This is a genomic window from Geomicrobium sp. JCM 19039, assembly GCF_000698145.1.
Classification (GTDB): domain Bacteria; phylum Bacillota; class Bacilli; order Bacillales; family Marinococcaceae; genus Geomicrobium_A.
This window is the reverse complement of record NZ_BAXB01000001.1, coordinates 313,092-324,803: the sequence shown is the minus strand read 5'-3', so window position 1 is coordinate 324,803 and position 11,712 is coordinate 313,092. Positions and strand designations below refer to the sequence as shown.

General features: G+C 38.9%; 12 protein-coding genes. 3 read left to right on the top strand and 9 right to left on the bottom strand.

Features of this window, described 5'->3' with window-relative positions:
* Positions 1 to 99 precede the first annotated feature (99 nt).
* Positions 100 to 1,095, top strand: a complete 996-nt coding sequence (locus JCM19039_RS01680) for an alpha/beta fold hydrolase (protein ID WP_042423206.1) — start codon at positions 100 to 102, stop codon at positions 1,093 to 1,095.
* A gap of 105 nt (positions 1,096 to 1,200) precedes the next feature.
* Here JCM19039_RS01680 and JCM19039_RS24970 read toward each other — a convergent pair whose 3' ends face one another.
* The 3 genes from JCM19039_RS24970 to JCM19039_RS01670 form a co-directional block, all read right to left on the bottom strand.
* On the bottom strand, positions 1,201 to 1,500 hold the full coding sequence (locus tag JCM19039_RS24970) for an N-acetyltransferase (RefSeq protein ID WP_238544885.1): 300 nt from the start codon (positions 1,498 to 1,500) through the stop codon (positions 1,201 to 1,203).
* Positions 1,501 to 1,710: a hypothetical protein gene (locus tag JCM19039_RS24965; RefSeq protein WP_238544884.1), complete on the bottom strand. Its 210-nt coding sequence runs from the start codon at positions 1,708 to 1,710 to the stop codon at positions 1,501 to 1,503.
* Positions 1,711 to 1,937: 227 nt separating this feature from the next.
* Positions 1,938 to 2,150 (bottom strand): hypothetical protein, encoded by a 213-nt coding sequence (locus tag JCM19039_RS01670; protein WP_042423203.1) that lies wholly within the window; start codon positions 2,148 to 2,150, stop codon positions 1,938 to 1,940.
* A 1,062-nt stretch (positions 2,151 to 3,212) separates the two neighbouring features.
* On the opposite strand from JCM19039_RS01670, the gene JCM19039_RS01665 reads away from it, so the two are divergent.
* On the top strand, positions 3,213 to 3,635 hold the full coding sequence (locus JCM19039_RS01665; RefSeq protein WP_042423200.1) for a DUF1801 domain-containing protein: 423 nt from the start codon (positions 3,213 to 3,215) through the stop codon (positions 3,633 to 3,635).
* 457 nt (positions 3,636 to 4,092) lie between these two features.
* Here the strand turns inward: JCM19039_RS01665 and JCM19039_RS01660 are convergent, their stop codons facing one another.
* The 5 genes from JCM19039_RS01660 to JCM19039_RS01650 form a co-directional block, all read right to left on the bottom strand.
* Positions 4,093 to 5,049, bottom strand: a complete 957-nt coding sequence (locus JCM19039_RS01660; RefSeq protein WP_255343604.1) for an aminopeptidase — start codon at positions 5,047 to 5,049, stop codon at positions 4,093 to 4,095.
* Positions 5,021 to 5,248 (bottom strand): aminopeptidase, encoded by a 228-nt coding sequence (locus JCM19039_RS26200; protein ID WP_255343603.1) that lies wholly within the window; start codon positions 5,246 to 5,248, stop codon positions 5,021 to 5,023. The genes JCM19039_RS01660 and JCM19039_RS26200 overlap by 29 nt, the downstream gene beginning before the upstream one ends.
* Positions 5,249 to 6,163: 915 nt before the next feature.
* Entirely contained in the window at positions 6,164 to 6,430 is a 267-nt protein-coding gene (locus JCM19039_RS01655; RefSeq protein WP_152550046.1) for a hypothetical protein, read from the bottom strand.
* 161 nt (positions 6,431 to 6,591) lie between these two features.
* Positions 6,592 to 6,798: a hypothetical protein gene (locus JCM19039_RS23540; RefSeq protein ID WP_193744118.1), complete on the bottom strand. Its 207-nt coding sequence runs from the start codon at positions 6,796 to 6,798 to the stop codon at positions 6,592 to 6,594.
* A gap of 41 nt (positions 6,799 to 6,839) precedes the next feature.
* Complete coding sequence (locus tag JCM19039_RS01650) at positions 6,840 to 7,991, bottom strand: OmpA family protein (protein WP_042423194.1); 1,152 nt, start codon at positions 7,989 to 7,991, stop codon at positions 6,840 to 6,842.
* A gap of 1,030 nt (positions 7,992 to 9,021) precedes the next feature.
* On the opposite strand from JCM19039_RS01650, the gene JCM19039_RS01645 reads away from it, so the two are divergent.
* Positions 9,022 to 9,906: a CPBP family intramembrane glutamic endopeptidase gene (locus JCM19039_RS01645; RefSeq protein WP_042423191.1), complete on the top strand. Its 885-nt coding sequence runs from the start codon at positions 9,022 to 9,024 to the stop codon at positions 9,904 to 9,906.
* An 853-nt stretch (positions 9,907 to 10,759) separates the two neighbouring features.
* On the opposite strand, the gene JCM19039_RS01640 is transcribed toward JCM19039_RS01645, so the two are convergent.
* Positions 10,760 to 11,617, bottom strand: coding sequence for an NmrA family NAD(P)-binding protein (locus JCM19039_RS01640; protein WP_042423188.1), 858 nt, complete (start codon positions 11,615 to 11,617; stop codon positions 10,760 to 10,762).
* Positions 11,618 to 11,712: the final 95 nt, after the last annotated feature.

The following is an 11,712-nucleotide window of genomic DNA, read 5'->3' as shown; positions in this document are numbered from 1 at the left end:
TTTCTAATTAAGTAAGTATAGTGAAAACTTACTTATGTCTAAGTAAGCAAGTTGTCATGATGATTCAATGCCCGTACACATTAGAAGGGAGACTTTTATATGAATTACCTTCAGAAATTGATGCGTTTAATCTGGATATCATTTGCTGTGATTGCCTTTATCTTTTTACTCGGTACATATTATGAAATTCACACCTATCAAAACATCGCTCAATATTATCCACCTCCAGGCAAACAATATGACCTTAAAAACAGCACAATCCATGCGAATGTATTAGGTAAAGACACTGGAAAAGAGCCAACAATTGTTATCGAAGCTGGTATTGGAAGCTGGTCAAAAGATTGGCAAATCGTGCAACAGCGACTATCTGCGTACACCCAAGTTGTCACATATGATCGCGCAGGCTATGGGTGGAGTTCACCAATAGCAGAATTCCAAAGTGCCGAACAACAAACATCAGATTTGCGTAAACTTCTTAATAAACTTGATATTAAAACACCTATTATACTTGTGGCACATTCAGCTGGCGGAGTATACGCTCGTATGTATTTAGAGGAATATCCTGAAGATGTTGCGGGTCTCGTCTTAATCGATACTCGAAATGAATATTTCTCTAAGGAGAATCCAGAATATTCGCTCAAAATGCTTGCTGCTGAAACGCAAAAATTAAATAGTTTTCTTGCACAAATTGGATTCATTCGATTCTTGAACAGTAGTATGAGCTTAAATCACTTACCAGAAGAATTTGATAAGCAGCTTTACAAAGATGTGTTATGGGATAAATATTTTTTTGATACCATAACTGAAGAAGTGAACAATATACAGCGTCTTGAAAGCGAACTTGAACCCTTACCCAATAACATTCCAATTACAGTGATTATTCCTGATAACCAACAAATGAATGCGGAAGAATTAGGGTTCTCACAACAATATGAACAATTACTACAACAAGAGTGGCTCAAACATCAGCTGTCTATGAATGCAGATCGCCATATTATTGCTGAAGACAGTAGCCACAGCGTCATGTTTGATAATCCGGATATCATTGTTTCAGAGACACTTCACATGATTCGTGACTTAAGTGTAGAACAGTAAATTTCCATTAGTTTATTGTGCTAACTTGTATGTGAATAGTTCTATGCAAAATCTTTTAAGAATTATTATCATAAGATACAGCAGAAAACTCTCACAATCAATAAGTTAGTTAACAATCGTTCTTTTAAATTTTAAGTTTATATAATTCTCGTGAGTGGAGTTGGCGTACCCCAACTCCTGAAACTGATAATGAAACCCTTTTGCTTCATAAAAGGGAATGCCCTTTTGATTCCCCTCTTGTACACTTACCCACTGCTCAGTGGCACCTAGATTCAGTTGTTGCGTTGTTATTTCGGCAAGGATTTTTGAGCCAATACCTTCATTTCTTCTGTTTGGATCCAAGTAAAGCACGTACACCTCAGAACGACCGTCCGACTGCATCCCGCCGCCACCTGCTCCGATCACTTATCCGTCCTCTAGAGCAACAAAGTAGCCGCCCCAATGTTCGTCGGTAAACATCACTTCATTTGTAACTCGTTGTTCGTTGTAAAATTCAGTACAAATTCGTTCAATGTATTCATCGGACACAAGCCCTCTGTACGTCGCCCAGTACCCTTTCGTGCACACACGAATAATTCCCGGCACGTTGTCGATCGTTGCTCGTTGAATGCGCATCACAAATCCCCCTCTCCTTCAATGAAATACTGATTCAAGTGTACACGATCTCCTTAGCTATATAAATTGAATGGTGCGGGAGATTTTTAAATTTAGTCGAGGAGGTGGTGTCGAATGGGTGCACTCTCATGTCGATTATGTTCACATGCATGTCGAAAGCGTGCACTTTGCCACACGGATAGGTAACTAAAATAAATTTGGAGTGGGTGAACATATCTTAATCATTTTCAAACACTACGGCGAGAATCCATAAAGCTCACGACGTCCATCGCTAAAAATATCGATATTCCAATGATCATTGGATACACAATAAAAAGGATAATCACATCCGTCACGATGGCATCAGGAACAATGCCCAACCAATATGCCCTCTCTACGATTTGATGCTGAAGATAGACGAACGGCAAGAAAAGAAATATGCCTATGACCTTGCCTCGCATAACATCCCCACCTACATTGTAGTAAACACTTGGTTCATAACCTTCTTTTGCGAGCACGCTACTTGATATTGGAGCGGTCCTTATAGAATCTAGCGTGGAACCGACTATCTCGGAACTGCTTGAGTACCTTAAGGGATTTGCTCAACTAATTCCTACGGTATCAAGAACTGCATGAAGATTTAAAAACGCAACTGATATAGCAAATATCAATTGTTTCTCATTTATAACCCCATGTTGTTTACTTACCTTTCCTGGATGACTTGGCTATATGGACCATCCAACGCAAATAAGAAACAGAACGCCACCTACAGAATATGGTTGAAACAGCAAATGCAGTCATGACGATAACGCATATCCCTAAAACTGCAAAGATAATTAAATCCGTATCACATAATGAGGCCACTATAACCGATGGCATCGCATTACACAATTTCTTATGGGACACCCGTGTATTAAAGAGGAAAATATTTTGCACTCCAAAAGCTGAAATCAATTCGAATGATAATTCAAACCCGTGTAGTATAGCGCCTACTGTCTCTAAAAACTAGTCACTTCAAATATCTACAACAGGAAGTCTTCTTTGGAAAAACAACTCTGATCCATTCGTTTTAAAAAAGCGTACTGAGCTTAGAATTGAACGTCACCATCTTACATTAAAAACACTCCATCTCCGTTTTCTTTTATTCCGGTTACTTCAGAACTAAAGGTCACATTGACTAAAAGCTAGGACTAGTTGAGCTCTTCTTCCTCCAAGCTTTCACCGATCCTTCTCACCAACCACCTCTGCTGGATTGCGGACAATTCTTGCAATGCCTCTTTCTACATCTTCTTTTGCTAACTATCATTGAAATGATTTTAATTCAATGCCTTGATATTCTTACAACCATACTATCAGTACACAGCTCTCAGAAGTTTCATCTCTTAAAGTACAGATGAATTTGAACCGTTTGATAAAAAAAGGTAAGATTACAGAAATAAGTCACAAGTGATCATTTGGAAAAACGGTGCTTGTGCTTGACCGGCAATGTAAAAAATTCCTTTGAGGCGTAGGAGAGTGTGTGTATGTATGAACCGAAGATGAAGGAAAACGACTATAGTGTAAAGGAATTTATTGAAAGTGTAGAGAGCGAGAAGAAGAAAGCAGATGCCTATCAGTTATTGGAACTCTTTGAAGAGGTGACGGGTTACGACGCAAAAATGTGGGGTCCTAGTATTATCGGCTTTGGCAGCTATCACTACAAGTATGCATCCGGACATGAAGGAGATGCACCTCTAGTAGGTTTTTCTCCAAGAAAAGCCAAGATTAGTCTTTATTTAGCCTATGAAAGTGAAAAAAGAGAGAAGATGTTAGAAAGATTCGGCAAGCACTCGAAAAGTAAGGCTTGTGTTTACGTAAATAAATTAGCTGATATTGATACAAGGGTGTTAAAGGAATTAATAGAACATACAGTAGAAACGTATCAGAATCTCTATCCAAACAAATAACATCAACGTTTTTTTGAGCAGGAGAGAAATAAAGACCACAATAGAAAGATAACGTTTTTCACGAACATTCCGCTTCGCCAGGCACATTGAATGGTTGCGATCGTAAGGGTTGTGATTAACGACTAGGGAACACGTTATGACAATACCGTGTCAGAACCAACGTCTAAAGTGATCAAAACTGATTTCTTCTACGGTCATACCTTCAATGACCAACAAACCTGTGATATTTTGTTTATTCGTTTCACATTATACTCATTTATGTTTCAGTAGGTTATTTAACTTCCGTGGCATTTAAGTGACTAAATTCTTATCTAAATAGTGTTATCATCGAAACTTCTTTGCTATGAAGAGTCGCCAACTTGGAATTGAACGTCACCATCTTTCATTAACAACACCCTACCTCGGTTTTCTTTCATTCCGATTACTTTCATATCATTAGAACCAAAGGTCACATTCACTAATAGGAGGGAACGATTGAGCCTGCTTCCTCTAACTCTTTCACTGACCGTCTCCTGCCATTTTCGAGGTTGGATGGAGAAGCGTTTCCAATTCCAATGTGGCACGCCGTATTCTCGTCAAACAAAGTGTTGTAAAAGAGCGTGTCCGTCTGAGCAAGAGGAGTATGGTTAGAAACTAAAGCAATTTCGCCTAAATAATGTGAACCTTCGTCCGTTTCAATTAGCCTTTGTAACGCCTTTTGCCCAATTGAGGCATGGTAGTTAGTGATCCGCCCATCTTCAAAGATTAAATAGAAATCATTGATAACACTTCCCTCATAAATCAGTGGTTTAGTCGCTACGAGTTTTCCACTCACCTTATTTTTGTGGGGAGCTGTAAATATTTCTTCTGTTGGGATGTTTGGAAAGAACGTAATTCCCTCTGAATCTTTAACCCCTCCACCGATATAGATATGATTGTTAGGCAGACCGACGATTAAATCAGTTCCTAGACTATTCGTAAAATGTAAGGATTCAAACTGGCTGTCATTTAGATACTTCTTTCGGGACGCCAAGACTCTGTCATGATTTGTCCAGTCTATAATAGGATTTATCCCATCCGCCCGGGCACCTCGTAAGATGAGTTGCCACAACGTTTGTATCGCTTCTTCTTGTTCTAAATCGGGAAATACTTGAGTTGCCCAAGCAAATGATGGGACAGCTAGAAGACACCAACGTAACTGGTGAGATCTAGTTTTTTCGTAATGATCCTTCAACTTAGTCCGAAACGCCTTCTGGAAACGGCTCATCCGCTCTGCGGGCACTTCTTTAAAAACATCTAAGTTTTCAGAAATAATCCGGATATGGGCAGCACCTGCATCATCCCACTCCTTAAAACGTGCCTTCTCCCACTCAGGTATGCAATCGATATGAACGTCCGCTGCATTCTTAAAAAAAAAGTTTAGTTGCCTGTTCATCTGACCAGTTTATAACCACATGTGAAGCCTCAGCATCATAAGCCTCTGTTTGAATTAGACGAGCAAACGTTGCATCTTTGATGTCACTATGAATGATGACCAATTGGTTCTTTTGCACATTCACACCTGCCCGGACAGCAAGCGTTGCGTACTTTTTCAGCTGCTCATCGTCAACATGGTCGTAAATTCCCTTCATCATCTCTCTATCAACTCCAAACTTGAGGATATAATTCATTCGCTATTCATTGATAACCTAGATGAAGAGTACGAAAATTTGAAGGTTACGATAGTATCCCCTCTCGATACCACTGGCTACCATTGATTAACTCGCGAACAGTCTAAATAGCAATCACTGAGAATTGAAATACCAAAAAAAGTAAGCACGCAGAGATTATCCTTTTCTAAAATGCTATATAAGTTAAACAAAAGAAATTCACTGAATCCGATGACCGAGATCGGTCTTTACAGGCAAACGCCCACCTATTGTCTGTTGATGTTCATCTCACTTCAACAACTTCGTTGCCGATCGTTGTTCGTCACTGCAAGAATTGCGGACAACACGGAAAACGTTGGCCGAAGGGTAAAAAGATGTGATTGATCATCACCACCTGGCGCAAGCATGTGCTGACCTGTCACGTATGTGACAATCCAGCCCTCAAACCGGGCACTTTCGGCCCTCAACGGTCACATATATCGCGATTTGTGACCGTTGACTTCGTTTATGTGCGCATCCACGTTTAAAATGATGCTATTTCTTTCCCAAGTGTCACTTAAATGAATATATGGGGCATTTGGACTTTTTTCCACACCGTAACCAGTAGCAGAAACGTGAACCGTATCGCCCTTGTACTCTAGAGTGTCAAGAAAACACGGTGCTGTATTTTGACTACCGATGTTGCACTTGTGCTCTGGAATACATAGAAAACACGGTGGGCGTACTTTGACCACCGATGTTGCCCTTGTGCTCTGGAGTACAACCATCCGCCAGCAGTGAAAAGCACCAACTAACTGTGCTAATCAGGAAAAGGTTTAGTTCATTCCATATAGATCGTTCTTCCACTCTCCACAGTGTAATTTACTATGGGTAACTACGGACAACTAGCAGCAAATGCTATTATTGATTTGTTTCATTTTCACTATCCTCAAATTCTCCGTCAATCGGTACATCAATAATTCTCCAAGGAACGAGATAGTCTATCCATTGATCAATATTTAAATCATAGTTATCGCTTGGGGCTTTATCGACCGTAATCGTCTCGCCCGGAACATCAGGCCAAATGATAGTGACGACCATTGCCCCACCCTCGCCTAGTGTATTCCCTGAACCTTCACGTACATTACGATGGGTTAACGGGGTCAATTCTTCTGTTCCCTTTTCCACCTCATCATAGGCAGTTAGAGCCCAATAATCAATTGGAAAAATGCGTTTGTCCCCATAAAGTAACGTAACACCGTTCGCGTCATAATTATCAAGAAAACCACCTGATGTAAGTGCATCACCTTCTACATGAAGACTCCTCGCACCGTGACCATATCCAATATTTACAGGATTGTGAATGTGACTGGATCTGTCACTCGTATTATGCAGCGAACACGCCCGATAATATAGCCATCTAACCTCTTTAAAGAATCTATAGATACCCCCATAGGATTATTACTGTATTCGACTTCAATGACTTCACCATCTTCGTATGTGGCAACAGGTCCTAAGTTGTCAGGGAGTTCGAACTCTTCCTCTGTCACTTCCACCATGTCATCAGGTTGTGAGAAATGAAATTCTACACGGCGGTTCAGTTGTTGACCTTCTTCATCTTCATTAGAAGCAATGGCTCATTAAATGACATTCCTTCTGTTTCTACGCCATCAAAAACTTCAAGATCCATGATGGTTTCTAACTCTTCGTAGACTGACTGCGCACGACTTTCAGATAATTCTTGATTATACGCTTCATCTCCTTGGTCATCCGTGTGACCTACAATCATAAGATTTCCACCGCTTACACGTTCTAATTCTTCTGCTGTTGTTTCTAATATTTGCTCAGTATCATCCTGTAATTCTGCAGAGTCAAATTCAAACAACACATCGGAATCTAATGTAATTGATGCTTGCCCTTCCTCTACTAAAGTTCCTACTGGAGCGTTGACACTTTCATTGTACGTTTGTAATGGATAGATTTGTTCCGTAAGATCTTCCAATGAAGTTGATGTGGTGTCTAACACATTCTCATATAAAAATCCTTCCGCAGTATCAATGACTTCATCTGATTGGACAACGGGAACATCTAAAATGAGATCGAAACTTTCCATCATGACATGAACTTGCTCTTCTGTCGGAGCATCAAAAACCGCTGAATAACTGACGATATCTCCCTCATTGAATTCACGATTATCAATCTCTTCACTTTTCAACGCATGTGTAGAAAGATATTGATCTCCTCTGTCGTCTCTGTACTCTTGATAAAATAACGTATGAGAAATCGTATCGTTTGTACTGTCAAACAACCGTATTTGATAGCCAAGACGATCATATTGATTTCCCCGTGCAGTAGATTGATTGGAAGTCCTTGTTGTACTTGGATGACTTAACATGTGATCTAAACCAATCCTTGCCTCACCACTGACTTTTTCAAACTCAACGGTAAAAATAGCAAGGTCATCTTCCCGCTCAATAGGATGTACCGTTACACCCACCTCAACTTCTTCCCCTTCACGCTCGAATGTTTCTGTATGTACAACGGGTTCTGGGGCAACACTGTCAACGTCATTCTCGGACTCGCGAGAATGTTCTTCCTCTTCTTCATTCAATAACTCGTCTGCTTCTTCCTCTTCAGAGGTGGCGTCATCTGCTTCACCATCAACCTCTTCTTCTGTATCCGCACCATTGTTAAAACACCCAGCCAACGTAAAAGATACAGCTAATAAAGCGAATAATTGTTTCTTCATATTAACCTCCTAACTCAAGGTAAAGTATTTCAAGATAACTTAATTTTACCATAATCCACCTCAAATACAGAATTAGGCGAAGACACAAAATGTTTAATAGAAATACCAAACCTTTAAGGAATATCGAACAACTATTACCAGATTGGCTTTCAATGTCGGGAGACCGTGAAAACTGATTCAAGCTCCTAGTATATAAGCAGTGCATTGTACTTATGCCATGCAATTTTGACAAGTGATTTTAACTTTTCAGTTGATAATTAGAGCGAACATGAAGTTTATAATACAATTTACTGTTCGCTTCTTTATAGCTATACTTACTAAAACATTCATAATAGGTTGGGAAAATATGACCTAATTTTTAAAATTCCGTTTACCAAAAACCCCTGTTAATTAGCCTTATTTTAAGAATTATAATCTCTAATGACTTTACTTGTTGAGACGCATAGAAGGTATACTAACACAGTATTTATGGAATGTTCCCGTACAAATCCTCAAATGCAGAACAGAGTTTATGTAGCCGCAATTCAAGTGGTGGTCGAGCCCACCACTTGAAAGTAACACTCCTATTTCCATGAATTATGCAATTCATACCTTCCTAGCAAGTTGCATGCACAATTGTATTTGTGAATTGATCTATTACGCTTATCTATTAATTCATCTCTGCGATTACAAATTAACTACCTTTTAAACGAATGTTATCAAGTTGATATAAGCATAGGAGCTGATCCCGTCTTTGGGAAGTACAAGAGGCTCAAAAGAACCGTAGTAACTAAAAGAAGAAGCAGAAAATGTAGATTATTAGCTGATACAAAGATATACCTGTGGCCAAGCAAAGAGTACTAAAATCCTTCGTCTTAATGCTACGAACACTGAGACTAAATAACGATTATAAGGAAATTTGATACAATACAGTTAGGCAAACGGACCATTTACCGAAATAATGATTATCGTGCATGATGTTACAGAAGATAAAAACCAATTGTGAGAAATTCACTTTACAGTAAAGGCAAATACTTTAGGTGAGGTTTACATGAATAATAATCAGCTGTTGAAAAGTAGATACCAGTGGCTTGTATACTGTGGGTTAATACTAATTTTTATTGCAGCAGCCTGGATTATGATACAAAATGAAGGGCTGATTCAATTTAGTGCTGATCATGATATAACAATTCCTTTTTGGCACAACTGGGTGATTTCAGGAGCTTTGCTATTATTGATCCTATTGTTACCAGGAAATTCTTCAGACAATAATCCATTTAAAAATGAGAATAGAAAAGTGGTGGTTCATCAATCCACCATATTAACCACACTCGCTTTTCTACTCTTCATCGGATTTCTTTTGGTACCTAGTGATGATGTATTTGTTTACTTCCCCATATTTAAATTTTTACTGTTGCTTACTGTACCAGTTTTAATGTTCGGAATTTATAAAGAAAAACGCTCAAAAAATCATTGTTTATCAAGCCATACTTATTTAAAAGATAACCAATGGATTTACCCTTCAATAATTACAGTTGTTTGGATTATTCTATATTTCTTCAGTCCCTTTGCCAGTCCTGAAGTTCCTGGGTACGAGATGGATTTGATTGTATTGATCATAGGGGCATCGTTCTCCTTTTTGATGAATAGTGTATTGGAAGAACTATTTTACAGAGTTTGGCTACAGACAAGGCTTGAAGTATTGCTCGGTACATGGCCTGCAATCATGGCGTCTTCCTTGCTTTGGGCAATTTGGCATATGGCAATCCAAGGTGGAGACTCAGCAGATATTGCATTCTCAAATGTAATCATTAACCAGGGGGTCACCGGATTATTTTTAGGATTCTTATGGGCGAAATACAGAAATGTATGGGTACTTATCATCATTCACGGTTTAATGAATTTCCCGTTGCAAATTTTAGCCGGATTATTTTAAATTAATAAATCTGTTTGGTATCAAATCGAGAATGAAATAATTGTCACTGCGTGATAATTGAAACTGATTTGTTGCATATCATAAGCCTAATTTCCCGTTTAGAACAATCAAAGATTAGGCTTTATATATTTATTTGCAGTACAAATTAGCGACTGAAAAGAGTGTAGAATAACGTTTAAAGTAATAGGTCTATACCAAGAAAGGCTTCATGACTGGAAAGAAAGTGCAAAAGTAACTGTAACTAATTGAAATGATAAACTGGTATATAAGACTTTAAAAGAAAAACAACCAAATCATAGGCTTTGAACCTATGATTTGGTTGTTTTCATATCATCACAAATGAGAATAGAATGAGCTTCACCATATTTCACATATCTATGGAACTTTATAATCATTTTGATGCACTAACATGATTCAATTTCATAAGTCATTATATCTGCCAATAAAGCGAACAATTTATTTGAAACGAAAACGGTGACGCCTGCGGAAAAGGGCCGAAGTGAGGCACAGCAAGGAACGGGGTGACCGAGGAGCCTCATCCGGTTCTTCGGGGTAAAATAGGCACAGCGAATACAAGCGAAGCGCAGGGCGTAACGATGTCGCCCATACAAAATCGACTGCATTAAAAAACACGGTGGCAGATGTTTCACCACCGATGTTGACCTTTTACTCTGGAGCACACGCATCCGCCTGTAGTGTAAATCAATAAACGACACTGTGGCTAAATGTTCATTTTTTGTGTACCTAAATCAAGTTATGAGGTACATTAAGTTGTATCGATTTGAATTTCAACTGTAACTATTTAAGAACAGTAAATAATTTATCTATTTTTAACTAATTTGAATGTGCCATATTATTTCACCCAAGCGTTCTCATGGTGTTCCACAAATTGTTTAAAGGAAATCGGGTATCTCCCTGTTACCTGCCAGATGGTATCTGTTACCTGTGATTCCGCACCCTTTTCGCGTATTCTTCGATCTATCCCAGTCATAAATTTTGCATAATCTTTTGAAAACCCCGCATCGACCCATTTCATTATAAATTCTTTGTCTGTAATGGATTGATGTTTAATTTGCCGTCCAGCGACTCTACCAATAATTTGACCGACTTCCTTATAGGTCAAAGCGTCGGGACCAGTAATAATATGCTCTGTATTGTGCGGTTTAACATCGATTAGAGCCCTCACCCCAACTTCAGCAATATCTCTTGCATCTACAAATCCTATTTTTCCTTGACCTGTCGCACTTATGATCAAATTCTGCATGTTAATCGTTTCAACATGCGGAACCTGGGTGAAATTCTGCATAAAAAAAGAGGGTCTTAACACTGTCCATTCTGGCGCTAACTTTTTTAACGCTAGATGTACAGGACCGAAAGCGGGCCCTTCTTCAGATATAGAGGCACTACTAAGTAATACAAAGCGCTTTACTCCTTGAGCCAATGCTTTTTCAATAAATGGAATCATCACTTTAGCTGGCTCTAAATCGCCAACTGGTGCAACCAAATATATTTGATCTACATTCTTCAGTACAGAAAGATGGGTTGATTCCTCATACCAATCAAAATAGATATTTATGGATTCATCCGAATTCAATTGCAAATGCCTTCCCGCCGCAACAAAAGGTTTTTTCAATTCAAAAAGTCTCTTGGCAATCCTACTCCCCGTCTTACCGCTTGCTCCAATGATTAGGGTGTTTTTTTCTTGTACCATCTGTCTCTCACTCCTCATATATTATGATTGAACTGATTCAAGTACGACCAACGGATTCCAGTAATCTTTAAAAAGTTTTATTTTACCATTCTGAA

Bases quoted from the DNA above. Each gene is read 5' to 3' on its own strand.
- JCM19039_RS01660 (WP_255343604.1), bottom strand. From the start codon at position 5,049: ATGAACAGGCAACTAAACTTTTTTTTTAAGAATGCAGCGGACGTTCAT.
- JCM19039_RS01640 (WP_042423188.1), bottom strand. From the start codon at position 11,617: ATGGTACAAGAAAAAAACACCCTAATCATTGGAGCAAGCGGTAAGACG.
- JCM19039_RS01650 (WP_042423194.1), bottom strand. From the start codon at position 7,991: ATGAAGAAACAATTATTCGCTTTATTAGCTGTATCTTTTACGTTGGCT.
- JCM19039_RS01665 (WP_042423200.1), top strand. From the start codon at position 3,213: ATGTATGAACCGAAGATGAAGGAAAACGACTATAGTGTAAAGGAATTT.
- JCM19039_RS24965 (WP_238544884.1), bottom strand. From the start codon at position 1,710: ATGCGCATTCAACGAGCAACGATCGACAACGTGCCGGGAATTATTCGT.
- JCM19039_RS01645 (WP_042423191.1), top strand. From the start codon at position 9,022: ATGAATAATAATCAGCTGTTGAAAAGTAGATACCAGTGGCTTGTATAC.
- JCM19039_RS26200 (WP_255343603.1), bottom strand. From the start codon at position 5,248: ATGATGAAGGGAATTTACGACCATGTTGACGATGAGCAGCTGAAAAAG.
- JCM19039_RS01680 (WP_042423206.1), top strand. From the start codon at position 100: ATGAATTACCTTCAGAAATTGATGCGTTTAATCTGGATATCATTTGCT.
- JCM19039_RS01670 (WP_042423203.1), bottom strand. From the start codon at position 2,150: ATGCGAGGCAAGGTCATAGGCATATTTCTTTTCTTGCCGTTCGTCTAT.